Below are 24,793 nucleotides of genomic sequence, written 5' to 3'. Positions count from 1 at the left end.
GCCCACCGCCCGGGAATCGTTCTTAAAGCAGTTCTCCGCTCGCGCTCCGTTGAAGTTTTCCTATTTCCTCCCCACGAAGCTCGTCTTCGGGTTCGGCGCCATAGACGGACTCCGCCAGGAGGCGGAGAATCTCGGGGGGACGAAGGCGCTAGTCGTCACCGACAAGGTGATGGTCAAGACCGGGATCGCCCAGAAAGTGGTCGACCGGCTCGGGGGGGTGTCGGTCGAGGTGTTCGATGAAGTCGAGGCTGAACCCAGGATAGAGGTAGCCCAGGCGGTCGCCGACCGGGTGAGGAAAGGGAGCCACACCATGGTCGTCGGCGTGGGCGGGGGGAGCTCGATGGACATGGCGAAGGTCGCCGCGGGGTTCGCCACCAACGACGGGCCCGCGTTGAATTTCGTGGGGACCAACAAGTTCACGAACAAGCCCCTCCCTTCGATAATGCTCCCGACCACGGCAGGGACGGGGGCTGAACTCACGGTGACGTCGATGGTCACTGTCGAAGGGCACAAGCAGTGGATCAACAGCCCCCTGCTCCTTCCTTCGGTCGCGCTAGTGGACCCGGAGTTGACGATGAGCATGCCACAGAGCGTTACCGCGGCCACCGGCATGGACGCGCTCTGTCACAACACTGAGGCCTACCTCTCCTCCCTCGCGAGTCCGATAACGGACTCGGCAGCCCTCGAGGGGATAAGGTTGATCGTCCCCAACCTCGTCAGGGCCTACGACGACGGGGCCGACAGGAGGGCGAGAGAGGCGATGAGCCTGGGAGCGCTCATGGGAGGAATCGCACTCCAGGCCAAGATGGTCTTCGGCCACTCCATAGGCTACACAATCGCCACCCGCTATAGGCTCCCCCACGGGGTTTCATGCGGGCTCCCCCTCCCCTACATCATAGCCAACTACTCTATCGCCTGCGCTCCGAAGATGAAGGCCCTGGGGGATGCGTTCGGGTTGAGTGGCCAGGGTTCGGACCCGGTACAGAATGGCGGGGAGGCGGCCAACAAGGCCTTGGAGATCGCTCAGCACCTGAAGATTCCAGTCACCCTGAAGGAACTCGGGATCAAGGAAGAGGAATTACAGCCCCTTGCAAGCGAGTGTGTCAGCATGTACCCCCGTCCCAACAGCCCGCTCGTCTTCGATGAGAAGAGCATGACGCACTTCTATAGGATGATGTGGGACGGGACGCTGACGGCCTAGACGGGCAATTCTTATAGAGGCAGTGGCCGTCTTCATACCGCATCAATCGTGAAGATGTTCATCGATGGCGAATGGACTGACGCTGCCAGCGGCGAGACTTTTCCGGTCTTCAATCCTGCGACCGGCGAGAAGATAGATTCGGTGCCGAAGGGTGGAAGAGAAGACATACGCAGAGCTGTGGACTCGGCGAAGGAATCCTACGAGAAGTGGTCTGAGCGCCCCGCCATCGAGCGGTCGAGGGTCCTGCTGAAGTTGGCAGATACGGTCAGGGCGAACGTCGAAGAGCTGGCCACCACCCTCACCATGGAGCAGGGAAAGCCCCTGGGGGAGTCGAGGAGCGAAGTCAACTCCTTTGCGAACACCTGTGAGTATTACGCTGGATTGATCGGAAGGCAAAGGGGAGCTCAGACTCCCTTCTCCACCGGGGAGGGTTTCTTCATCGTGACCAAGAGACCGCTAGGCGTCGTGGGCGCGATTCTGCCTTGGAACTTCCCGGTCTCCCTGATGGGATGGAAGGTCGGTCCGGGCCTGGCAGCTGGGAATACCTTCGTAGTGAAGCCGTCGAGCACAACTCCCCTGACCGACTTGAAACTCGCGGCGCTACTCGTCAAGGCCGGACTGCCAGCCGGGGCTGTGAACGTGGTTACGGGTCCCGGGAGCGTCGTGGGAGAGGAGCTTCTAGACAATCCGAAGGTGGCCAAGATCGCCTTCACGGGTGAGACGGCGACAGGAAAGAGGATAATGGAAGGGTCTTCGAAGCAGATCAAAAGGCTGACTTTGGAGCTTGGGGGCTCTGACCCGATGATCGTGTGTGACGATGCTGACATCGAGCTGGCCGTCGAGGGTGCCACCTGGGGACGATTCAGGAACTGCGGACAGTCGTGCACGTCTGTGAAACGTCTTTTCCTTTTCGATTCCATAGCTGACCAGTTTGTGGAGAAGTTCGCGGAGAAAGTCAAGACCATTCATGTCGGGAATGGGCTGGCTCAGGGGACTCACATGGGCCCCGTCCACACGAGCGAGCAGAGGAGGAAGGTGGAGGAGATGGTGGAAGATGCTGAGAACAGGGGCGCGAAGTCTATCGTCAAAGGAGGGATGCCAAAGGAAAAGGAGCTCGAGAAGGGGAACTTCTACATCCCTACGGTCCTCGGGGACGTCGACTACGACGCGAGGATGGCCAAGGAAGAGTGCTTCGGGCCTGCGCTCCCCATATTCAGGGTGAAGGACTTGGAGGAAGCGATAGAGAGGGCGAACGACACGATCTACGGGCTCGGCTCCTCCGTCTGGACCAAGGACGTGGAGAGGGCTTACCATGCGGCCGAGAGGATCGAGGCAGGCACGACCTGGGTGAACTCACCCCCGATTTCGAGGGCGGAGGTCCCCTTTGGCGGGTTCAAGCAGAGCGGTTTCGGGAGAGAGCTGGGGCTCGAAGGTCTTGACTCCTATTACGAGACCAAGAGCATCCAGGTTTTGGAATACGGGAAGGGCAAGAAATGGGCGTTTCCGATCTGAATTCGTAAAGCTCTAAATAGAGTCAGGAATCGCGCTTTCAAGAGAATGCCTCAGTTCGCGAGGATAAAGTTGACGAGCACCAACCTGCCCGAGCTTGAGAGGGTGGCCAAGGACATCAGAGACATCGCCGACAAGACGGGCGTGAAGGTGAGAGGACCCCAGCCGCTTCCGACAAAGAGGTTGAAGATTACGACCCGCAAGGCCCCGACGGGGGAGGGGAGTCACACCTTCGACCACTGGCAGCTTCGCGTTCACAGGAGGATTCTGGATGTGCAGCCCGACGACAGGACCATGAGGCAGATCACGAAAATGAGAATTCCAGAGGACGTTAAGGTAGAGCTGATACTGACGGCCTAGGCCTGCTTCCTGACCCATTCGATCGTTCGCGTTAGCCCTTGTTCAAGGTTCAGTTCGTGTTTGTATCCCAGGACCGATTTCACCTTCTCGGTCGAGGGATAGCTGATCTGCGGCTCCTTTTCAAGCTCCGTCCTTGGAGGCGCGAGAGTGAACTCGGACTTCGAGCCGGTCAGGTTCTTGACCGTTTCCGCCAGCTCCCTGATCGATACGGGCCTTTCGCCCCCGAAGTTGAATGCCTGTCCGACCGCCTTGTCGTTCTCCATGATCAGGACCGCTAGCTTCGCGTAGTTGATGGCGTGGGAGGGAGAGGTGGTGTCCTTGCCTCCGTTGAACAGAGTCAGAGGCTCGTTCTTCAGGCAGGCCCGGATGAAGCGGTTGGTAGCCCTCGAGGGCTGGTCGAACTCTCCGAAGAGAAGCCAGCTCCTGGTCAGGGAAACCGGGACGCCCTTCGTCTTGTGGAAGCTCATGGCCAGGTTCTCGGATATCACCTTCGAGTAGTCGTAGGGTAGGCGAGGGTCGAAGGGGGCGTCTTCTGTAACGGGGTTTGTCTTCGGCGCGCCGAACACGTTTGCGGACGATGCGCAGATTATCCTCTCCACCTTCTTCCGGTTTGCGAGCTCGAGCATGTTCAGGGTCCCGACGCAGTTGACCTCGAAGCAGAGTCGGGGGTCATCTACGGTCCTCTTGATCTCGGTGATTGCGGCGAGGTGTATGATCGCTTCGAATTCCAAAGATGCGAGCTTCTTGAAGACGAAGTCTCTGTCGAGGATGTCCCCCGAGACTTCCCACCCGGAGAGATCTGTGGGGATTGGTTCGAACCCCTTCTCGGTGAGGTAGGAGACAAGGTTCCTCCCCACCATTCCCGAGGCGCCTGTGATGAGGACCTTCAAGTGGCGCCGCACTCTGCCAGTTTCTATTTAAGCTGAGGATGAAACGCCGGCCTTCGCCAGCATCTGCCCGACCAATTCTGGGTCGACCACGCCGTAGCCCATGGTCTCCGTGCCGTCCGCTAGGGTCATGGGCAGTCGGGAGACGTAGTACGGGACTTCGAAGTCGGCGAGCCGGGAAGCGTCTTCTGTCTCGAAGAGCTTGGACCAAACGCCACTGGTGAGAGAGAATAGGAAGACGGCGACGACCCTTCTTTCTCCGAACCCGCCGCCGCGCCCCCCTGCGGCCAGGGAACCCTCTGCCATCTTCAGGAGGAAGAGGCGATTGTCTCCTGTCCCTGGCTTGAGGTCCACGTCCTTCTCGGAGATCAGGATCACCCTCGAACCGCCGGACATGAGAGAAGAGAGTTCGGCCGAAGAATCCATTTCGCGAGACCTTCTGCAGACGCTATAAAAGCGTCAGCGAATCTTCTTCATCGGAGCAGTCGCCGAAGGAATCTTTCCGTCGAGGTAAGCTCTCAGGATGATTCTGGCATCGGGAGTAAGTCTATGGCCCGACAGCATTCTCCTAAGCTCCTGACTCGTGAATTCCTGGACAGAGTCGACCTCGACGGGGTTGATCTTTACCTCGGCGTTCGTTTGGGTTCCATAGACTGAAACCCATTCACGCTCAGTCATACCTCGGCTGCGAATGGCGGGGAGAAGGATCTTCGACAGGTGAACCAGCTTGCCTCGGAGCCCAAGCTCCTCAAGGAGTTCGCGCCGTGCCGCTTTGGTCCGGCTCTCACCCTTCTTGACATGCCCAGTGCTTGAAAGGGTCCAAAGGCCTGGGTGCCACAGGTCTTCCCTGCTCCTCCGTTGGAGAATCACCCGTCCGTTGGTCCTGCTGACGATGACACCCACTGTCCTGTGGAGGAGACCTTCGTTCAAGCAATCGGCCAGGGTGGCTTTTCCAACGACCCTGTCGTCCTCGTCGACGGCGTCCACCACTTCATCTCCTGGCAACCTCCTCACCTAGTTGCTGACGCCCCTGCAGCATTACACTTATAACAAGTCAGTATGATGTCGTCAAATCGGGCTCACCATTCAGGACTATGCTGCTCGCAGGCCAACCCGATTGAGCAACGCTTGCCTTCTCCAAGAATCAGCACACATCAGACTCGGATATGGGGTTGCCTAATTGATGGAGAAATCAGACTTCATCGGGAGAGACGTGGTAAGCATACGGGACTTCGAGCGGGACCAACTTGACCACCTCTTCGATTCCGTGGAAGCACTGGAAAAGCAGCCCAGAAGCCTCAACGACATTCTTGAGGGAAAGCTCGCAGTCATACTCTTCTTTGAGCCGTCGACCCGGACCTACTCGAGCTTCCACATAGCTGCAGACAACCTGGGGATGAAGGTAACAGGTTTCGCCAGCGCCGCAGGCTCATCGGTTTCCAAGGGGGAGACGCTCCACGACACGATACGGATGTTCGAAGGCTACGGAGCCGATCTCTTCGTCATACGGCACGCCAGGCCCGGATCCCTTCGGTTTGCTGCTGAAATAACGGATGTACCCGTGATCAACGCCGGAGATGGGAGCAGGGAACACCCCACCCAAGCGATGACCGACATGTACGCCATCAGGAAGGCGTTCGGCAAGTTGGATGGGCTCAAGGTTGGGATACTCGGAGACCTGAGATACGGTAGGACGGCCTCATCGCTTGCCTATGCCCTATCAAACTACGACGTCGAAATGACCTTCATTGCCCCCGAGGCCCTGAAGATGCGCCCGGAAGTGGAGCAATACCTGGAGCAGCGCGGCGCGACCACCAAGTCTGAAACCGACCTGAAGAACGTGGTCGGGGACCTTGACGTTCTATACGTGACGAGGATCCAGAAAGAGAGAATTCCTGACCCCACAGAGTTCGAGAAGGTGAAGGGGCTCTATCAGGTGAACCTTGAAGCCCTCGCCCGGGCGAAGCCCTCCCTCAAGGTCCTCCATCCCATGCCGAGGGTGGATGAGCTGGCTGCCGAGCTGGACGCTACGAATTACGCGCACTATTTCGTGCAAGCTGCCGCTGGCCTTCCCCTGAGAATGGTACTCATGAACTTCATGCTGGGAGGGGCGAGCTAGTTGTCAAAGAGAGAAGCGGGCGAGGAGATGCTTGTGAGAAAGATCGAACAGGGGACGGTCATCGACCACATCCCTGACTGGAAAGCCGAGACCGTCGCGAAGGTCCTCAGGCTGGACAAGCTGGCTCGGATGCAGGCCGATGTTTCGGTCGCGATACTTCAGAACGTGAAGAGTCAGAGCCTGGGCAGGAAGGACATTGTGAAGATAGACAGATGGCAGGTGGACGAAAGGGATGCGGACATCCTGTCCCTAGTCTTCCCGGGCATCTCGGTCAATTACGTCAACGAGTGGAAGGTGTCCAAGTATCAGGCGAGGGTGCCAGACGTTATCGAAGGGAGGATAAGGTGCCCCGAGGTCTCCTGCATATCGAATGCCGAGAGGGAGCCGGTGGTAACCAAATTCATCACCCTGAAGCGTGAGAGGCTCTTGCAGTGCCACTACTGCGACACATTGCTCGGGTTCGACGCTGTCCCTGACCACGTAAGCGGGTAGTCCGTCGAGGCCCCCAGCGGCAATGCATTGAGGCCTCGGGTTCCTGATTGAATGATTTTTAAGACCACACTTGGGCCAGCCGTTCCTTGAAGATCGTAATCGCCCTCGGAGGGAACGCCCTGGCGAGACCCGAGCAGGAGGGAACCTATGACGAGCAGGTCGCAAACGTCCGGGTCGTTTGTAGGCAGCTGGCGGAGATAATCAAGAACGGCCACCAGGTGGTGGTGACTCACGGAAACGGGCCACAGGTGGGCAACCTTGCGATTCAAGGGGGCGCCACCAAAGACGTCCCCGAACTTCCCTTGCACGTACTCGATGCCATGACCCAGGGGGAGATAGGATACCTGATTCAGAGGGAACTCGGCAACGCCCTCGAAGCCCTCGGGGTGAAGCTCTCAGTCGCATCCGTGGTCACCCAGGTCCTCGTGGACGTCAAAGACCCCGCCTTCGATAGTCCCTCCAAGCCGATCGGACCTTTCTACGACGAGACGCGGGCGAAGATGCTGGCAAAGGAGAAGGGGTTTGTAATGAAGAAGGTGGACAGAAACCCTGGGAGGCCCTACAGGAGGGTTGTTCCTTCTCCTGACCCAGTTCACGTTGTAGAGGAGAGAGTCATTGCAGGGATGATTCGCGAAGGATACGTGGTCGTGGCGGGCGGAGGGGGCGGGATCCCTGTCGTCAAGAACTCTTCAGGAAGATACGAGGGGGTCGACGCTGTCATCGACAAGGACCTTTGTGCAGAGAAGATCGCGGAGGCGGTAGGGGCCGACTGCCTACTGATACTCACAAATGTGGAGAAGCTCATGGCCGGATACGGGACCCCCAAGGCAAAGAGCTTGGATTCCCTGACTGTCAAGGAGGCAAAGAGGCTCCTGGCCCAGGGTGAGTTCCCCCCGGGAACAATGGGACCGAAAGTCCTGGCCTGCCTCCGGTTCGTCGAGTGGCGGGGCGGCCGGGGGATCATAGCGTCTCTTGCAGGAGCTGTCGACGCGCTGGCGGGAAGGTCAGGAACCAGAATCACGCCAGGTTAGGATCGAGAACCACGTGAGGCAGGCACCGAGAGGACGCCTCGAACGCTGAGAGTAGACACTTCGGGGTAAGGGAATATCCTTTTATAATTTTGAGAGGTTCTTTCCGTTCTTGACAGGCGAAGGCTGGGTAGGAAGGCCGGTCCCGCCACAGGACTCGGTGCTGAAGGTCACTGGTACTGCTAGCTACACCTATGACTGGGACCTACCTGGAACGCTCCATTCCAAGCTCGTAACCAGCACAGTCCCCCACGCGAAGATCTTGAACATCAACACGGCGAAGGCGAAGGAAGTCCCGGGCGTGGTCGCGGTGCTGACTGGCAGGGACATGCCGTTCCGGGTGGGAATGTACGCCGGTGACAGGGACCTTCTGGCCGTGGAGAAGGTAAGATGGGCTGGACATCCCGTCGCCCTGGTGGTGGCAGAATCACTGGAAGCAGCCGAGAGGGCCTCGGAATTGGTGGACGTGGAATACGAGGCACTGCCCGCTGTCCTGGACCCCATAGAATCACTGAAGCCAGACGCGCCCTTGCTCCATGAGAACATGCAGGAGTACAAGCATGCCCCTGCTTTCTATCCGGTCCCGGGGACGAACGTGGCGAACCGATTCCGGCTGATACACGGAGATGTGGAGAAGGGCTTCGCAGAGGCGGACGAGATAATCGAGGATGAGTTCACGGTCTCCCACGTCAGCCACGCGTACATGGAGACGCAGAACGTAGTCGCTCAGTTCCTTAGGGACGGGAGCGTCGAGGTCTGGACGAGCTGCCAATCACCCTTCGTAGTAAGGCAGATAATGTCTGAATCCCTCAAGATCCCGGCAAACAAGATCACTGTACGGGTCGCCTTCGTGGGAGGTGGGTTTGGCGGGAAGGCTGGCCTCGGATGGGAAGCCCTGGTGGCGACCGCGTCGAGGGCCGTGGGGTACAGGCCGGTCAAGCTTGTCCTTTCTCGGAAGGAGAACTTCGCCTCGGCCGCATCGCGGGAGGGGGTCGTGGCGAACGTCAAAGCCGGATTCAAGAAGGACGGGAAGTGCGTAGCGTACAAGGTGAGGTTTGTGCTGGACGCTGGAGCCTACGCGGACTACACGGTGAACGTGTCCCGGGCGATGGGGTATTCGGCGGAGGGAGTGTACGAGATCCCGAACGTGGATTGTGAGTCGCTCGCGGTATACACCAACAAGATACCCACCACAGCCATGAGAGGTTTCGGCTACTCAGAGAGCAACTGGGTATTGGAGCAGGTCTTCGAGCGGGCTGCCAACAAATTGGGCCTCGATTCTGCGAAATTGAGGAGGATCAACCTGTTGAGACCGGGGGAGTCACACACGGCGACGGGCGAGAAGCTGAGGGAGGACGTCGGGGACCCGAGGAAGGTCCTGCAGACGGTCCTTGAAGGCATAGAATGGGACGGGAAGGTCGGACCGCCGTCCGAGCCCTGGAAGGTGAGGGCCAGAGGGTTTGCCCTCTGCGTGAAGGGTCCATCGCAGCCTCCGAACGCCTCGTCATCCGCGATAATCAAGTTCAACGAAGATTCGACCATAGACCTGGTGGTCGGGACTGGGAACTTCGGCCAGGGGACTGCCACTGCCCTCACGCAGCTCGTTGCCGACAGGTTCGGAATCCCCGTCGAGAAGGTCAGGGTCGACCCCACACGGGATACTGGCAAGTCCGCCTACACGTGGCAGACCGTGGGGAGCAGGGGGCTCTTCACGGACGGCATGGCCACACTGAGGGCCTGCGACGACGCAAAGAACCAGATTCTCGAGCTCGCCTCCCAGGTCCTGCGAGTGCCGAAGGACGAACTGGAGGTATCGGAAGGGGCGGTGAAGGCAAAAGGGAGGCCCTGGGTGACGATTCCTTTGAAGGAGCTTGTCTTTGGATACGTCTACCCCAACGGGAATACGGTCGGCGGCCCAGTGATAGGTCGGGGATACTTCTCCTCGAGCCTGAACACCTACCTCGACCCCCAGACCGGCCAGGGGGTCCCGACAATCTTCCACACCTTCGGCGGCACGGCGGTGGATGTCGAGCTCGACCTAGTCACTGGCGCTGTCGAGGTCGCCAAGGCTGTCCAGGTCTTCGACGTAGGCAAGGCCATCAACCCGCTGCTCCTTAAGATGCAACTGAACGGCGGCTTCATCATGGGCATGAGCGTGGCGCTCTTCGAGAAGATCAAGTTCGACGAACAGGGCTGGGTGACGAACCCCAACTTCACCAGCTACTACATCGCGCGAATGAAGGACGTCCCCAAGGAGTTCGTGGGGAGGTTCGTGGAGACCCCGCAGTTCGACGGTCCCATGGGGGCAAGGGGCATTGGGGAACTGAGCATGATCTCCGTGGCCTCGGCCATATCGAACGCTATCTACCGCGCGACCGGAATCAGGCTCAACAACCTGCCCATGAGCCCCGAAGTAGTTTGGGAGGCCATCAGGGAGCAGAGGCCCGACCTAATCTCTCAGGCCATGGACAGCTTCTCGAAGGTCGAGAGCCCGGTGCGCGTGAAATCATGAGCTTCGGCTCTCCCTATGTGACACTCCCCGACTTCACCTACCACAGGCCGACGACGATAGAAGAAGTGCTCAAGATCCTCAAGGAGCACGGAGACGAGGCGAAAGTGATGGGTGGCGGGGTGGGCCTACTGGCATTCATGAAGGAGAGGTTGATGTCGCCGTCGCACGTCATCGACATCAAGGGAGTGAAGGAGCTCGGAGGGGCGGACTACGTCCCTGGCAGGGGCCTCAGGATCGGGGCTTCAGTGACGATTGCTGAACTCTGCCAGAACGACCTGATTCAGGACAAGTTCACCGTTCTTCACGAGGCCCTCTCGAGAGTGGCGGACCAGATGATAAGGGGCCGGGCGACCCTCGTCGGCAACCTCTGCGAAGCGATCCCCTGGGTGGACAGCCCGCCCGCACTTATTTCGCTTGACGCAACAGTCGAAGTGGTCGGGCCGGGGGGGAGGAGGAAGGTCCCGGTCGCCAGCTTCATCAAAGGCCCCGTCGATATCGACCTGGGCCCGGAGGAGATGGTTGCTTCTGTCGAAGTCCCCGACGTCAGCGGCATGAGGAGCACCTTCGAGAAGTTCACATCTGGCTCGGAGTTCTCTCTCGCGAGCATCGCGGTCACTCTCCAGTCCCAGGGAAGGAAGAGGACTGCGAGAGTGGTCTATGGAGCCGTGAACTCGACCCCCGTTCGATGCCAGGAAGTGGAACAGGTTCTTGAACAGGAAACGAGCAGGGCATCCATTAGGAGGGCGGCAGACACTGCAGCCGACAAGGTAGAATGCATGAGCGACGTCCTGGCGTCCTCGGATTACAGGAAGCATCTGGTCAAGGTCGTAACCACCAAGGCCCTTGGGAGGCTGCTGCAGAAATGAGAGACCTTGCGCTCATGGTCAACGGCCAATCGAGGAGCCTGAGGGCGAAGGACAACCTGCTACTCCTGGACCTGCTCAGGGATGGCCTCGAGGTCAGGAGCGTGAAGGCTGCCTGTTGGAGGGGAGAGTGCGGCCTCTGCACTGTCCTGCTCAACGGGAGCCTGGTCAAGTCCTGCCTCGTCCTCGCAGCCGAGGCTAACGGGGGGGAGGTGACGACCGTCGAAGGGATCTCTGAAGGCGAAAAGCTGACCCCCATTCAGGAGGCATTCGTCGAACACGGAGCGACCCAGTGCGGATTCTGTACCCCCGCCTGGGTCCTGACCACCCACGAACTCCTGAAGGCGAATCCCAATCCGAGTGAAAAAGAAGTCGAGGAGGCGGTGGGAGGGCTCCTTTGCCGGTGCGGGACCTACAACGAAATCAGAGAGGCTGTCGCAGATGCTTCAAAGGCCTACGCCAAAGCGCGAAAGTCCATTGTCCAGAGGGCAAGGTAGCCGCCGCCAAGAGCAGCAGCCGGGATTGCACCAAGGGCTGGTTAGGGACAAGAACTATAAACTGAAACCGGAGCGGTTTTGAAACATGGTAAAGCCAACGGTCCCGATTTCGTTCGATAGCTTTCAGTTTTCGGTGGAGGAGATTGAAGGATACCTCGGGGGCATCCCGGATGACCCAGCTTTTCAGAAGGCCCTCGCGCCGAAGATGTACACCCTGAAGAGCGGAGAGCAGATCATCATCAGACCCGCAGGGAAAGCAGAGGCCCCCGCCATCCTCGAGTCACTGAAGCCGTTGATTGATTCGAAGTACGACAAGGACTTCTACCACCTGGTCGGGACGAGGACCTACGCCGAGGTGCTCGCCTGGCACCAGAACAGGCTCAAGGACACCTACGTGATCGTAGCCACGAAGAAGGACGGGGAGCTGGTGGGCCTGGTCGACCATAGGTTCTGGGACAAGGACGTCGCAGTGAGCCTCCATACCCTCGTCCTCAAGAGAGCGGAGAGGGTGGGAGTGATCCTCTACCTCTCCAAGATAGAGCACGCTTTCGACGTGGTAGGGGTAAACGAGTGGTGGGCGACCTTTGAAAGTCCGTTTGGGTTCAGACTCGGCTTCAGGTTCCAGCACGTGACGAAACCATGGCCTGAGATGCAGCACGAGCTCGGAGGGGCCAGGATCTTCTACATCAACAGGCAGCAGTGGGAGCAGTATGTGAGACCCTTCGCGAAGGAGAAGAACTGGATGGGGACGAGACCGGTCCCTGCTGACACGCTCGCCTCGACCATGCCCCTCAAGCCGACCACGAAGATCGAAGTGGAATTCTAGCGGGCTGGACGTCTCCCACTCGAGAGCGGATGCTTCAGAGGAGACTGTCGAGCGCGTCCGCGAGTCTCTTCTCGAGTTTGGGGGCGTTCATCAGGTCGACCTGGACGCATCTGACCTTCTGAGATTCCATCGCCTGCCTGAATATGTCCAGCCCCACGTTCAGGACGACCAGCTCCGAATCCAACAGGGGAGGATGCTTCGAAGGTTCAACCAAGGAGGCCATCCCACTTTTCTTTCAGTCGAGATTCTGCCGTGTTCCCCCCGACCACCAGGGCGGCAGCTGCCGCCATCAGGGCATTGCTCGAGAACAAGAGTACGCCCGCGGTTGAAAGCTTCTCACTCTGCTCCCCGCGTGACTGTGGGTCGGAGTCGGTCCCGCATACGTGCGCCATGACAACCAACTCCTCGCCTCTGCTCTTCGCAGTCCCCTTGGCCTCTTCGATTGATGCCGTCAACGACCCCCCGGGGTCGGCGGAGGAGCCGTATCCGAGGACCACGTCCAACATGATGACAGCGACTGAAGGGTCCTTCGCCTCCTGTATGATTCGCAGCTTTCGCAGGGTCGGGTCGATCATTGGGTGTGCCCTCCCCGATGTGAAGAACTCGTCCCCCATGTCGACTATCGAATTCTCCCTGCTGGTGCCAGGGTCCCCCAGCATGAATCTGGGGGAGAGCGGAGTGTTGCTGAATGCCTCTCCGACAAGCTCTCTAAAGATCAAGAGTGTTTCATGGGCCAGAGTTCCCCCGCTGTAGAGGCCTCTTACGAAGCTTTGGCCCTGCGACAGGCGGGATGAGAGGGCTCCAGACATCGATTTCAGGTCTTCGAGGCGCATCGAGACCTTATCTTCGAACTCGGCCCTGGCCTCGCCACCAGCGATTCTTGAAGCATCCGAGACGGCCGAGTGCAGGGTCTTGCTGAACTTGATTCGTTTCTGAGACGACTTCGGTGCGTCGAGTCCGAGGAAGCAGGCTACGACCGGCTTTGTGGTCTGGTTCTCCGCATAGGCCATGACTTCGCGCATCACCTGGTCGGTCGGGGCCTTGGCGATGATCATTACGATCTTGGTTCCCGCGTCCGACTCCAGGAGCCCGAGACAATCCTTCATCATCAGGCCCCCTATTTCCTGAGACACGTCTGATCCACCGACGCCTAGCGCCTGCGAAACTCCTAGGCCCACGCTGTCGAGAAGGACAGCCGCCTCCTGAATCCCGGTCCCCGCGGACGCCACGATCCCTACGCTCCCCCTCCGCACAACGTTTGCGAAGCCCAGGCCTACTCCGTTGATAATCGAAGTTCCTGCGCCCGGGCCCAGAACCAGGAGTCCCCGCGAGTGAGCGTATTGTTTCAGTTTGGATTCCTGGTCGCGGGGCACGTGGTCGCTGAAGAGATGGACGTTGACCCCTCGCTTGAGGAGTTCCATGGAAGGGTCGAACGCCATTGTGCCAGGGACTGACACCACTGCCAGGTTTGCTCCTGGCAGGCTAGACAATGCTGAATCCAGAGAATGGAAGGTGGGAGACTTCTGTCCGAGCTGCGCCGAGGGGGGAGACATCACAATCCTTTCGATCCTTTTGATTGCTTCTTCCGCGTCAGACCCGGGTTTCGCCCTGACGGCCAAGATGAGGTCGCCCTCACTGGCTGCTCGGCCTTCCGGGCCTAGGAGCCCTAGGTCTTCGAGTAGCCGTTTGTTGGTTTCCGTGCCCATTGCAACTACGGCGTCCTCGACCCCTGGGAGACTCTTCGCTTCCTCGCTTAGGCGCATCAGCTGAAGAGAGTCTCTGAAGAAGTTCCGTTTGACGACGTTGATTCCGGACAACAGAGGGAAGTTTCTTCAATTCATGATAAACGTTGTGGAGTGGAAATGTTTTAACGGGTGCCGGCGGCCGAGAAATCGACGCCTTTTGCCTGTCTCAAGAGAAGAGATCGAAGCCGCAAACAACACGGCGGTGGAGAGGATGATGGATTCCGAGCCGGTTTGGGTGGACCTAGCGCCGGCGAAGGAAAAGATCCTGGGAATGAAGAAGACGCTCCTTCACGCCGGACCCCCGATAGGCTGGAGGGACGCCAGCGGACCTCTGAGGGGAGCGATAATCGGCGCCTGCATCTACGAGGGATGGGCTGAGACCGAAGCGCAGGCGACGAAGCTCGTGGAAGAGGGAGAGGTCGTTCTGGAACCTGACCACCACTATGATGCCGTGGGTCCCATGGCAGGAGTGATCTCCCCGAGCATGCCGGTGTATGAGCTGGTGGATAGGAAGTTTGGCACCAAGACGTATTCGAACATGAACGAGGGTGTGGGAAAGGTCCTTCGCTACGGGGCCTACAGCAAGGACGTCCTGGACAAGCTACGGTGGATGTCGGAGACCGTGGCGCCTGTGCTCAGGGCGACGGTGATGGACATGAAGTCGTCGGGGGGCCTACCCCTGAAACCCATGATCGCCCAGGCGCTCACCATGGGCGATGACTGCCACAACCGGTATGTCGCCACTACGTCGCTCTTCGCGAAGCAGATAGCTCCTCACATCGTCCGGACTGGGTTCGACATGGAAACGATCTCCAAGGTCAGCAAGTTCATCGACGAGAACAACTTCACCATGCTGAACATGGGAATGGCCGCAGCCAAGGCAATGACCATGGCTGGACACAACGTCAAGCACAGCACCATAGTAACGGTCATGTCCAGAAACGGGACCGATGCGGGCATATGGGTGAGCGCCCTGGGCAGGCGATGGTTCACCGCCAAGGCGCCTGTCCCCAGGGGACTCTGGTTCCCCGGATTCACTGAAGCCGACGCTAATCCAGATATCGGAGACAGTTCGATAACCGAGACAGCGGGCTTCGGGGGATTTGCGATGGCCACGGCACCTGCGATTGTATCCTGGGTGGGCGGGAGCGTCCAGGCCGCCATGGATGTAACCAACAGAATGTACGAGATTACTCAGACCCAGCACAAGCACTTCCTAATCCCATTCTTGGACTTCAAGGGGACGCCGACGGGAATCGACCTGAGGAAGGTCCTGAAGACAGGCATAGCGCCCACAATCAATACGGGAATCGCCCACAAGAAGGCAGGCATAGGGCAGGTGGGGGCTGGCACCATAACCTTCCCAATGCAGGTCTTCACGGAGGCGTTCGGGGCCTACGTGGATGAATACGGGGCTTGATCATCAACGCCACAGACGTAGGGGAGCTGGTGGTTTCACTTCCATCCAGGCAGTCTGAAGGCAGAGTGTCGAGGGTCTTCAGGAATTCCGCCTACATAGAAGCCGGAGACGAACTCTTGCTCCTCTTGCACGGAGAGTTGCGGTCTCCCATCAATGTCAATTTGAACCCCTCCGAGAACTTGGAGGAATTGCTCGCCGTCGAAGACAGCTGCAGCCTGGTGGATGGGGGGATCGTCTTTGGGGAGCTGACGGTGAAAACAAAGGGAGCGAAGGTCTACAGGAGTGGCCTGGGAGCGTCATGGTCGGGATCTCCGGTGGCCGGAAGCGTCCTCGTCAAGGGAATCGAAATGCTCAGGCTGCTCTACGGGGCAGCGAAGTCAGACCTTGACATCTTCTCGGAAGGCGCCTTCCGACAGTTTGCGGAGGACGTCATCTCCCCGTTGGCCGGAGGCCACCCGGATGAAGCCCATGCCCTTCGGTACTACCTCCCCTTGATCGGGGCAGGCGGAGGGTTCACTCCCGCTGGCGACGACTTCGTGGGCGGCTTTACGGCTGCTCTCAACCACGTCGCGCGCACAACCGGCGAGGCTGAGATTCTGTTCTCAAGGAGCGCCCTCACAGGACGTACCGTTCCCGAGAGCGCTGCGCTGATTCACTATGCCCAACGGGGTTACGTGGACGAGGAGCTCGAGCGCCTCATCGTTTCGACGTTTGGGGGGAGGCGTGAAAGGTTCTTCCAGGACCTGCTCCAGGTGGCGAAGCGAGGTCACACTTCGGGCATCGACATGTCGACGGGAGTCCTGCTCGCGGCCGCCGCGACCAGGGACAGGGCAGCCAAAGAGGGGGCCTTGGAGAGATGCCTCAGGGCAGTCCAGACCCATTAGGCTCAATCCTTTAATCAAACACGCTGAGTGGCAGAATCGACATGGAAGCTGGTGCACAAGGGCAAGCTGTCCTCCAGACCAGGAGTCTCACAAAGAGATTTGGGAGCCTAGTCGCAGTAAATGCAGTTGATTTCACGCTGCGCAAGGGCGAGATCCACGCCCTGCTCGGGGAGAACGGAGCGGGCAAGTCGACGCTCTGCAACGTCCTCTACGGATACTACAAGCCGGACGGAGGCGAGGTAGCAGTCAAGGGCCAGCGGGTCAGACTAACATCCCCGAAGGACGGCATGGGGGCAGGCATAGGGATGGTTCACCAGGAGCTGATGCTGATTCCCAACATCAGCGTGCTTCAGAACATGAGCCTGATGACCGACCTGGAACTGACGAAGCCGATGCTCGAGCTTGGAGAACTGAAGAAGAAGCTCATGGCAATGGAAGAGACCTATGGACTTGAGGTCGACCCTGAGGCGCTGGTGGAGAACCTTTCGGTCGGCGAAAGACAGAGGGTTGAGATACTGAAGTGCCTCTTCATCGGAGCGAACATACTCCTGCTCGACGAGCCCACGAGCTTCCTGACCGAAATCGAGACAGAGAAGCTCTTCTCAAGTCTCAAGCGAATGGTCGGGGAGGGGAGGTCAGTCGTCTTTGTCACACACAGGATTGACGAAGTGATGGCGATAGCGGACAGAATAACTGTGATGAAGCTCGGCAAGGTCATTGCGACCAAGCTCAGGAGCGAGGTCACCCAGGACCAGCTTGCCATGCTCATCGTCGGTCGCGAGGTAATGTACAACGTCCTAAAGGTGCAGACCCAAATCGGGAAACCCGTCTTGCAACTCGTCAACGTTTCAGCGGACAACGACATCGGGATCCGGGCCGTCCGGGACGCCTCTTTCGAGCTTAGGGCCGGTGAAATCCTGGGCGTCGCAGGCGTTTCAGGGAACGGTCAGAGGGAGTTAGACGAGGTCGTCACCGGGATGCGTAGGCCAGATTCTGGCAAAATCATCCTCGAGGGGAATGACGTCACTCGAGAAACCCCCGACGAAATGCGGAAGGCAGGGGTGGCTCACGTCTGCGAGGAGCACAAGACCGGATTCATCTTTGAGTTCTCGCTGAAGGACAACCTGATCCTCTCGCCTTTCCTGGCAGGCCGATTCAAGAAGGGGATGTTCCTCGACGAGTCCAAGTTGCGTCAGACAACGAGAGAGCTCCTAAAAGAATACAATGTGGTAGCTTCCTCCGAGATGGCGGAGCTCCGGACTCTGAGCGGAGGAAACAAGCAGAAATTCCTCCTTGCCCGGGAGCTCTTCTGGGGCCCCAAGGTGATCGTGGCCAACAATCCGACGAAGGGATTGGACATAGGGTCTGCCGAGTACATCCGGAACGTGTTGATGAAGCAGAAAGAGGCTGGCAGGGCGATTCTGATGATTTCGGCCGACCTGGACGAGATACTCGACATGAGTGATAGGATAGCCGTGATGAGTCAGGGGAGGATTGCAAAGATCGTCGAGACCAAGGACGCCGACATCCACGAACTCGCGACCCTGATGACGACCACGAGTCGACCGAAAGAGCTAGCCTAGCCCTTCCTGTAGGGCTTCAGCAGGTACTTCGGCGGCCTTGCCCTCCTTCCCAGGATTGGGATAAGTGCGAGTAGGTAGACGTAGGGGAGCATCGTGAAGAGCTGGGAACTCCCAGCAGTCGCGATTCCGGAAAGTTGCACGTATTCCGATTGGGCCGCGTAGACAACGTTGAAGGAAATTGCGGCGAAGAGGGTCTTGTACGGCCCCCAGTTTGCCAGGTAGATCATGGCGAGTGCGATGAACCCTCTCCCCGCGATAATGTCAAACTGGAAGTTTTGAAGGAAACCGATCTCGAAGTAGGCTCCGGCTAGACCTGCAAGGATGGCACCGAAGAGGACTGCAAGGAACCGGACCTTCAGGACGTTTACCCCCATGTTGTCGGCAGCCTTTGGGTTCTCGCCGACAGCCTTCACCCTAAGCCCATAGGAGGTTCTGTTCAGGAATAAGGAGGTCAAGATTACGAGGGCGATTGCGAGATACACCAGGATGTTCTGTTGGAAAAGCACCCTCCCGACGACCGGAATATCGCTCAGGTAAGGGATGTAGATGTTGGGGATGTTGGTGAATGGGGCCAAGCTCCTACCGGTTGAGAGGTTGTTGAACAGAACGAAGGACAGGCCGAGCCCGAAGAGGTAGACCGCGAGACCCAACACTATCTGACCGAGGCGCAGACGCACCGCGAGGTAGGAGAAGAATCCTCCAATAAGTCCGGCAACGCCCAGGGCAGCCGATATCGCCAGCCACGGATTGCCAGTGGTAACATCGATCGCGTAGGTTGTGAAGGCGGCCATGAGCATGATTCCTTCGATGCCCATGTTCGCCACCCCTGACTTCTCCGCCACGATCTCCCCCATTCCGGCGAAAAGGTACAGGGGAGAAAGAAGTAGGGCAGTGGAGAAGATCCCTTGGAGGACGTCTGCGATGAGGAAGCTCACGTCCTATCTCTCCTTTCAGCCAGGAATGCGCTTAGAAGAATTCCTATCATCATCACTCCCTCCATTGCGAAGACGACGGAAGTGGTCACGTTTGACAGGAGCGCCATGGCCTCCGCCCCAATCGTCATGTAGGCGAAAAAGAGTGAAGCAATCCCTATTCCTATCATGTGCTTCCGTCCCACCAGCGCAGCGATTACAGCGATGAAACCGAAGTTCGTCCCGAACGAGCCAGCGTCGATGTGGTAAAGGTAGCCCATCTGAAGGGTCGCGCCAGCCAAACCCGCGAGGGCTCCCGCGGACAACATCGTGATGACCATTACACGGGGGATGTTAATCCCAGCGTACTTCGCCGTTTCAGTACTTTCACCGACGGTGTCAGCCTTTAGCCTAAACGACGTCTTTTCGACCAGGAAGTAAAGGACGACCCCCAGGGCGACCGTGAAGGGCACGGCGTAGGTGATCGGGACTCCGTTCAGTATCTGGGGGATCTGGAACTTCGCTGGGAGCGTTGCCGTGTACGGATAGCCGACGGCCTGGGCGCTCTTGATTGGTCCGTTGAGCATGTAGTACCCGAAGTTCGTAGCGACCACGTTCAGCAGGAGAGTGACGACGATTTCGTTTGCCCCGAACTTGATTCTCAGCACCGCCGGGACCACTATCCAGAGGAGACCGCCCAGGGTTGCGAGAAGAATCATTGAAACGTAGAGGACAGGCCAGGGAAGGAAGGCCATGTAGGTATAGGCGACGAAGACCATGAGCATTCCGACGATCAGTTGACCTTGGGCTCCGATGTTCCACAGGCCTGCCTTGAGTGCAATTCCAATCCCCATGGCCATCGTGTAAAAGACTACAAACCTGACGAAGATCTGCTCGACACCGCCGGAAGTCGTTATTGGATTCAGAAAAAGGGTGGACAGGGCGACCTCGACGTTACCGCCGGCGTACGCCACTACCGCTAGCCCGGCTATCACGCCGAGCGCAATTGCGGCGGCGTTGTACGCCGTTACGCGTAGCCATCGAAGGCCCTGTATGTCGCTCGCACCCTTACGGGAGACTTGAAACCGGTGGCAGGTAGTTGAACTGAGCAGCCGCAGTCGAAAGACTGGTGTCTGCGCAGCTGGCGTCAGTTGTATGGTCGAAGCAGAAGGGGTTGCCGGTTGAAGGGTTTGTCTTGAAGTACAAGTTGATGGAGCCCAGAGTAATGTCGTTCTGCAGAGCACGTCCCGCAGCCTTCACGTTGGCTGGGAGATTTGGTCCGGGTTGCACCTGTACAATACCTGATTGCATGTTGGCTGTGAGGAATCCGAAGTTCCAGTTGTGTGTCACGTAGTCTATCAAGACTTTGTTGAATAGAGTTGCCCAGTTGACGACGATTGAACCCAACAGAATTCTGTTGTCCGAGGGCGCGATCGCTGTCAGGTTCGTGTAGACATTTGTCGCCCACACCTGACTTGTTGTTGGTTGTGCCAATGCTGCTCCGAGTACACCGACATCGATCCCGTCACCAGACGAGAATACGACGTCTGCCCCGTTGGTGTAGTCGTTGGTTGCGTCAGTTTGAGCCCCGGCTGAGTCTGACCAGGCAAACGCCTCGAACTTGTTGAAGAAGGTCACAGGGCTGGAGTCGGTGTAAAGAACACCGGCTTTGAATCCCTCGTGTCCACCCCAAATCGATGGTACGAAGCCGCCGCCGATTAGGCCGAATTTGTTGCTATGGCTGACCATGCCTGCCATCGCACCGAGGACGAAGCCCCCGCCGCTGATGTCCAGCCAGATTCTGTAAACGTTGGAAGAGTTGGCTGCTGTACAGTCAACACAAACGAACAGGGTGTGCGGATACTGAGGAGCAATTGTGCTTGCCATGACCTGATACTGGATTCCTTGGAGGAAGATGACGCCGTAGCCTGAAGACGCCCATTGCTGGGCAACTGGCTGCGCGTCTGTTCCTGAAACCTTGTTCTCAGAGAAGCTGAGGGTGAAGCCATACTGTGCTTGAAGGACCTTGAGCTCCGATTCTGCCTGATAGTTCCACGAATTGTCTGCGGGTGTGATAGGTTCAATCAGCCCAACCTTAAGGGCTGCCAGACCACTTGCAGCTGCGGTGCCTTGCACCGTAGTCGTGACTGTGTTGGTGACCGTGCTGGTCGTGCCAGCAGGGGGATAGAGGAAGGCGTATCCTGCGACGCCGACTAGGATAAGGATGATGACGATGAGTGAGATTACGAGCGAAGTTATTCCATTTCTTTTCATTCCTTGCATCGTAGTCACAAACGCCTTGTTGGTTATATAAGGTAACTTGCTTAGCCGTTAGGTTTAGCTTAGCTTCGCTTTCACGCAATCGAAGAGCTGAGTCACGATCTTCTTGATATTTCCCTCGACAAGTGGTTTGGCGAGGCTCCCCAGTGGCCCGTTGATGGTCACGTTGGCGTCCCAGGTGAGGTCGGATTCGGTTGCGACGGGGGCAATCGCGATGTTCACTAGGGCGTTGAACCCGCTCCCGGCGCCTGAGCCAGAAAGTTCCAGGACGGCTACATGAGTTGCCGGGTCTTCCTTCACGACCTTCGTCGTGGTCTGGAAGGTGCCCCTGATGAACCCGATTGAGACCTTGACGGTGGCGGAGATCCGTTTGTTCTCTCCTACGGTGAAGCTCTGGAGGCCGGGGACGCACTCGATCACCTTGCTTGGGTCTGAGACGTAGCTCCAAACCTTCTCCGTGTCGCTCGACAACCTAAACTTTCCTTGCAGTAGCATGTTCGAAATTCTCCCAGCAAGGCGATTTAAGGATTGGTTGACCGGGCCATTTCCCAAACCCATTAGGTGGCCCCTTTTCGTCGAAAGAGGAATCTGGGGAATCTGGTTAGGGGACAGACTTATAGCGACAATGTCAATCGCGGATGGTCATGTCCATGGACTGGTCGCCGCCTGAGAACGTCACCCTCAAGGAAGTCAAGATCAATGTCGAAGACATAGAACCAATACTGCGCGGGTTCGAGTCGCCCCTCCTGAAAATCGAGTACCCGCCGGGCTATGTCAACCTGCCCAATGGCGAGAAGATGCTGATCCGCAGAGCGAGGAAGGAGGAGGCCCCCATCGTGATGAAGACCGCCCTGAAGTTCTTCGACCGGGACACCGACTTCTATGACATAGTGTCGGCGAGAGTCTACGCGGAGTTCCTTGGGTGGTACAGGAACAGGATGAAAGACCATGTGTCGCTGATTGGGGTGATCAACGGGGAGCTCGCGGCGATAGGCAACTTCAGGCTCTGGGACAACGACGTCGCCATCAGCCTCCACACTCTCACCTTCAAGAGGAGGGCGGGCATTGGTGCCACAATGTATGCCGCCAAGGCGGAGTATGCCTTCGACCTGATGAACATGAAGGAATGGTGGGCAACCTATGAGAGCTACACTGGGTTCCGATACTGGGGAATCAAGTACGCTCAGTACCAGAAGCCGTATCCACAGATGCAGCATGAGCTAGGGGGGTCCAGGATCTTCTTCACCACGAAGGAGGACTGGGACAGGTTCGCCAAGCCCATGCTTAAGGACAGGCTTGTGATCCGACCTGCTCCTGCGGACCTCCTCGCCTCGGCGGAGAAGGTCGTGGTGCCCGCAGAAGTGGAAGTCTAGCCACCCGTCTGGGACAAACAGCGTTAGGGGTTCGTAGCCTCCTACATCGCCAGATTACTACTTGTGAGAAACGACCCCTATCTTTTATAGCGCTTGGCGGGCGCGAAGAAGCGATGACCAAGCTTTATGATCTGTCACAGCCCCTGAATCAGGAGACGCCTTTCTGGCCTCTCTATCCGCCTTTCGAAGTGAAGTTCATCAAAAGGAAGGTGGAGCACGGCGTCAACGCGATGTACATCATGACGTCGATGCACATGGGGACCCACCTCGACGCGCCCCTGCACTTCGTGACGAACGGGAAGACCATCGATCAGATACCCCTCGAATGGTTGTACGGTCCCGGCATTATCGTCGACGTGAGCGAGGTGGGTGACCTCGGAATCTATACCGAGGAAATCGTCGAGAGGAACGCGAAGGAAGCGGGCGGGGTCAAGGACGGCGACCTCCTGTTGCTGTACACAGGCTGGAGCAAGTTCGCTTGGTACCAACCCCCCAAGCCCAAGGGGACGGCCGACGAAGAGAGGTACACTCACATGCACCCAGGACCCACGAGGGCCTTCTGCGACTACCTGCTCAGGAAGAAGATTCACATCTGGGGAGTGGACGCAGTCTCCACTGACCATCCGATGAACCTCCCCATCGGGCGGTTCCTTCCCAGGGTCAGTGAGAAGGTCAGCGCCTTCGCCGCCAAGAAATACGGGGCTGAGAACCTGCCCAAGCTCTTCCCGGCTGAAGACTATCAGGTCACTCACAACGTCCTCTTCCCTCAGGACTGCATCCACATCGAGAACCTGGGCGGTCAGATCGAACAGGTCCTCGGAGGCAAGAAGGCTGTCCGCACTACGATCGGCTGCTTCCCGTTCCTGTTCAAGGGCGGGGAGGCTGCCTTCGCCAGGGTCGTAGCCTTCACCTAGGAGCGGGGTCGGTGCAGAGCCGGATGGTAACAGTTCAGCCCCCCTCGGTGGGTTGGCTTCTTTCGTTGATCGAGGACGGCAGGATCTTCGATGTTGACGGAAGCGCGGTGGACCTCAGGGACGGAGTGTCCGCTGAAGCGATAGCCCAAGATGACGGCGTGATAGCTGGGACGGCACGCGTGGGAGGGAACGAGGTCGCAATATTCGCCCAGGAGCCCTCCTACAAGGGCGGGTCCATGGGCCTAAAGCACACGAAGAGGCTCGAGAAACTCGTCGCCATCGCCACGGACAGGGGTCTGCCGGTCATCGGCCTCTACGACTCGGGGGGCGTCAGGGTCCAGGAAGGGGGGAACTCCCTCGAGGAGGCGAGCGCTCTCCTAGGACAGCTGATGAAGGCGAAGGACGCGGTGCCGGTGGTCAACGCTGTGATGGGGACTACCACGGGGGCAGCAACCTACTCTGCCTACATGGGCGACGTCCTCGTAGTGACGAGGGGATTGAGCAGGATGTTCGTCTGGGGCCCTGGAGTCGTGAAGGCTGAGACCGGGGCGGAGGTTGGCATGGAAGAACTGGGAGGGGCGGATGTGCAGGTGGCCAACGGGACCGCGTCTCTGGCGGCTGAGGGCGAGAAGGAAAGTCTGGAGCTTGTGAAACGGGTCGTCGGTTTCTTCGCGTCGAGGCAAGGGAATCCGGTCATGCCACGGGCCACGGTCAAAACCGAAGACCCGCTGGGCATCATCGAGGGAACCTTCGACGCGGCGTCGTTCCTGGAGTTCAGGAGCGGCTTCGCGCCCAGCGTGACTACGGGCCTCGCCCGGCTCGAGGGAAGGACTGTCGGGGTAGTCGCATCGAACCGGAAGGCCCTCAGGGGGTTCATGGACAACAACTCATGCAAGAAAGTCTCCAAGTTCGTCTCCATGTGCAACTCCCTGGCCGTCCCTCTAGTCACCTTCCTCGACAGCCCTGGATTCTACCCCTCAGCAGAACAGGAGAGGGCCGGCCTGATTGCGTTGAGCGGGGAGGCAGTCAGGGAATACGCATCCGACCGATGCCCGAAGGTCACAGTCGTTTCGGGGGAAGCCTACGGAGGCGTCTTCGTGGGTTTTGCGAGCAAGGCTCTGGGAGCGAAGAAGGTCTTCGCCTACCCCGGAGCGAGGATCTCGGTAATGGGTCTCCCGGCGTTCCTTGAGATCTTCCAGAAGAGAAAACTCGAGGCCCTTGAGGGTGAGCAAAGGACGAAGGAGCTCGAAAGGGTGTCACTGGAGTTCCTGAAGCAGATGGACCCGTCCATAGGGGTCAGGCTGGGATACATCGACGAGATCATAGACCCGGCGGATACCAGGGCGAAGCTGGTGGCAGCCTTCCGGGCGTCCGACGCGAAGTGAACGG

General features: G+C 58.4%; 25 protein-coding genes. 16 read left to right on the top strand and 9 right to left on the bottom strand.

What is annotated here, in order from left to right:
• Positions 1 to 49 precede the first annotated feature (49 nt).
• From OK438_03605 to rpsJ, 3 genes are read left to right on the top strand one after another with little or no spacing between them, the layout of a single operon-like run.
• Positions 50 to 1,201: an iron-containing alcohol dehydrogenase gene (locus tag OK438_03605; GenBank protein ID MDA4124519.1), complete on the top strand. Its 1,152-nt coding sequence runs from the start codon at positions 50 to 52 to the stop codon at positions 1,199 to 1,201.
• Positions 1,202 to 1,255: 54 nt separating this feature from the next.
• A complete protein-coding gene (locus OK438_03600) occupies positions 1,256 to 2,713 on the top strand; it encodes an aldehyde dehydrogenase family protein (GenBank protein MDA4124518.1) in 1,458 nt (485 codons plus the stop codon).
• Positions 2,714 to 2,758: 45 nt separating this feature from the next.
• On the top strand, positions 2,759 to 3,070 hold the full coding sequence (rpsJ, locus tag OK438_03595; protein ID MDA4124517.1) for a 30S ribosomal protein S10: 312 nt from the start codon (positions 2,759 to 2,761) through the stop codon (positions 3,068 to 3,070).
• On the opposite strand, the gene OK438_03590 is transcribed toward rpsJ, so the two are convergent.
• The 3 genes from OK438_03590 to OK438_03580 are packed head-to-tail and all read right to left on the bottom strand — an operon-like array spanning position 3,067 to position 4,962.
• Positions 3,067 to 3,960, bottom strand: coding sequence for an NAD(P)-dependent oxidoreductase (locus OK438_03590; protein ID MDA4124516.1), 894 nt, complete (start codon positions 3,958 to 3,960; stop codon positions 3,067 to 3,069). The two genes, rpsJ and OK438_03590, sit on opposite strands and share 4 nt — an antisense overlap.
• A gap of 27 nt (positions 3,961 to 3,987) precedes the next feature.
• On the bottom strand, positions 3,988 to 4,383 hold the full coding sequence (locus OK438_03585; GenBank protein ID MDA4124515.1) for a hypothetical protein: 396 nt from the start codon (positions 4,381 to 4,383) through the stop codon (positions 3,988 to 3,990).
• A 33-nt stretch (positions 4,384 to 4,416) separates the two neighbouring features.
• Positions 4,417 to 4,962 (bottom strand): NUDIX domain-containing protein, encoded by a 546-nt coding sequence (locus OK438_03580; protein ID MDA4124514.1) that lies wholly within the window; start codon positions 4,960 to 4,962, stop codon positions 4,417 to 4,419.
• 178 nt (positions 4,963 to 5,140) lie between these two features.
• Here OK438_03580 and pyrB point away from each other — a divergent pair, with 178 nt between their 5' ends.
• From pyrB to OK438_03545, 7 genes are all read left to right on the top strand, one after another.
• Positions 5,141 to 6,076, top strand: a complete 936-nt coding sequence (pyrB, locus tag OK438_03575; GenBank protein ID MDA4124513.1) for an aspartate carbamoyltransferase — start codon at positions 5,141 to 5,143, stop codon at positions 6,074 to 6,076.
• On the top strand, positions 6,077 to 6,568 hold the full coding sequence (locus OK438_03570) for an aspartate carbamoyltransferase regulatory subunit (GenBank protein MDA4124512.1): 492 nt from the start codon (positions 6,077 to 6,079) through the stop codon (positions 6,566 to 6,568).
• Positions 6,569 to 6,654: 86 nt separating this feature from the next.
• The gene (gene arcC, locus OK438_03565; GenBank protein ID MDA4124511.1) at positions 6,655 to 7,599 is read left to right on the top strand and encodes a carbamate kinase; all 945 of its coding nucleotides are present in this window, start codon (positions 6,655 to 6,657) and stop codon (positions 7,597 to 7,599) included.
• A 109-nt stretch (positions 7,600 to 7,708) separates the two neighbouring features.
• A complete protein-coding gene (locus OK438_03560) occupies positions 7,709 to 10,108 on the top strand; it encodes a xanthine dehydrogenase family protein molybdopterin-binding subunit (GenBank protein ID MDA4124510.1) in 2,400 nt (799 codons plus the stop codon).
• Positions 10,105 to 10,974: a xanthine dehydrogenase family protein subunit M gene (locus tag OK438_03555; GenBank protein MDA4124509.1), complete on the top strand. Its 870-nt coding sequence runs from the start codon at positions 10,105 to 10,107 to the stop codon at positions 10,972 to 10,974. The genes OK438_03560 and OK438_03555 overlap by 4 nt, the downstream gene beginning before the upstream one ends.
• Positions 10,971 to 11,468 (top strand): 2Fe-2S iron-sulfur cluster-binding protein, encoded by a 498-nt coding sequence (locus tag OK438_03550; GenBank protein MDA4124508.1) that lies wholly within the window; start codon positions 10,971 to 10,973, stop codon positions 11,466 to 11,468. Before OK438_03555 ends, OK438_03550 begins: the two co-directional genes overlap by 4 nt.
• 85 nt (positions 11,469 to 11,553) lie before the next feature.
• Positions 11,554 to 12,294 (top strand): hypothetical protein, encoded by a 741-nt coding sequence (locus tag OK438_03545; protein MDA4124507.1) that lies wholly within the window; start codon positions 11,554 to 11,556, stop codon positions 12,292 to 12,294.
• Positions 12,295 to 12,328: 34 nt separating this feature from the next.
• On the opposite strand, the gene OK438_03540 is transcribed toward OK438_03545, so the two are convergent.
• Together OK438_03540 and OK438_03535 are read right to left on the bottom strand one after the other, a co-directional pair.
• The gene (locus OK438_03540) at positions 12,329 to 12,508 is read right to left on the bottom strand and encodes a hypothetical protein (protein ID MDA4124506.1); all 180 of its coding nucleotides are present in this window, start codon (positions 12,506 to 12,508) and stop codon (positions 12,329 to 12,331) included.
• Positions 12,501 to 14,111 (bottom strand): hypothetical protein, encoded by a 1,611-nt coding sequence (locus tag OK438_03535; protein MDA4124505.1) that lies wholly within the window; start codon positions 14,109 to 14,111, stop codon positions 12,501 to 12,503. The genes OK438_03540 and OK438_03535 overlap by 8 nt, the downstream gene beginning before the upstream one ends.
• A gap of 85 nt (positions 14,112 to 14,196) precedes the next feature.
• On the opposite strand from OK438_03535, the gene OK438_03530 reads away from it, so the two are divergent.
• The 3 genes from OK438_03530 to OK438_03520 are packed head-to-tail and all read left to right on the top strand — an operon-like array spanning position 14,197 to position 17,926.
• Positions 14,197 to 15,459: a DUF1116 domain-containing protein gene (locus OK438_03530; GenBank protein MDA4124504.1), complete on the top strand. Its 1,263-nt coding sequence runs from the start codon at positions 14,197 to 14,199 to the stop codon at positions 15,457 to 15,459.
• A complete protein-coding gene (locus OK438_03525; protein MDA4124503.1) occupies positions 15,456 to 16,343 on the top strand; it encodes a DUF2877 domain-containing protein in 888 nt (295 codons plus the stop codon). Before OK438_03530 ends, OK438_03525 begins: the two co-directional genes overlap by 4 nt.
• 41 nt (positions 16,344 to 16,384) lie before the next feature.
• Entirely contained in the window at positions 16,385 to 17,926 is a 1,542-nt protein-coding gene (locus tag OK438_03520; GenBank protein MDA4124502.1) for an ABC transporter ATP-binding protein, read from the top strand.
• Here the strand turns inward: OK438_03520 and OK438_03515 are convergent.
• From OK438_03515 to OK438_03500, 4 genes are all read right to left on the bottom strand, one after another.
• Complete coding sequence (locus tag OK438_03515; GenBank protein MDA4124501.1) at positions 17,923 to 18,861, bottom strand: ABC transporter permease; 939 nt, start codon at positions 18,859 to 18,861, stop codon at positions 17,923 to 17,925. The two genes, OK438_03520 and OK438_03515, sit on opposite strands and share 4 nt — an antisense overlap.
• Positions 18,858 to 19,832: an ABC transporter permease gene (locus tag OK438_03510; protein ID MDA4124500.1), complete on the bottom strand. Its 975-nt coding sequence runs from the start codon at positions 19,830 to 19,832 to the stop codon at positions 18,858 to 18,860. Before OK438_03510 ends, OK438_03515 begins: the two co-directional genes overlap by 4 nt.
• A gap of 73 nt (positions 19,833 to 19,905) precedes the next feature.
• Complete coding sequence (locus OK438_03505) at positions 19,906 to 21,120, bottom strand: BMP family ABC transporter substrate-binding protein (protein MDA4124499.1); 1,215 nt, start codon at positions 21,118 to 21,120, stop codon at positions 19,906 to 19,908.
• Positions 21,121 to 21,174: 54 nt separating this feature from the next.
• Entirely contained in the window at positions 21,175 to 21,612 is a 438-nt protein-coding gene (locus OK438_03500; GenBank protein ID MDA4124498.1) for an SRPBCC domain-containing protein, read from the bottom strand.
• Between the two features lie 149 nt (positions 21,613 to 21,761).
• Here OK438_03500 and OK438_03495 point away from each other — a divergent pair, with 149 nt between their 5' ends.
• From OK438_03495 to OK438_03485, 3 genes are all read left to right on the top strand, one after another.
• Positions 21,762 to 22,490 (top strand): N-acetyltransferase, encoded by a 729-nt coding sequence (locus tag OK438_03495; GenBank protein MDA4124497.1) that lies wholly within the window; start codon positions 21,762 to 21,764, stop codon positions 22,488 to 22,490.
• Positions 22,491 to 22,603: 113 nt separating this feature from the next.
• Complete coding sequence (locus tag OK438_03490; GenBank protein ID MDA4124496.1) at positions 22,604 to 23,404, top strand: cyclase family protein; 801 nt, start codon at positions 22,604 to 22,606, stop codon at positions 23,402 to 23,404.
• 11 nt (positions 23,405 to 23,415) lie between these two features.
• A complete protein-coding gene (locus tag OK438_03485) occupies positions 23,416 to 24,789 on the top strand; it encodes a hypothetical protein (protein ID MDA4124495.1) in 1,374 nt (457 codons plus the stop codon).
• Positions 24,790 to 24,793 lie beyond the last annotated feature (4 nt).

The organism is Nitrososphaerota archaeon (genome assembly GCA_027887005.1).
GTDB lineage: Archaea > Thermoproteota > Nitrososphaeria > Nitrososphaerales > Gagatemarchaeaceae > UBA183.
Note: the sequence above shows the minus strand (reverse complement) of the source record. Positions and strands in the feature narration are given on the sequence as shown.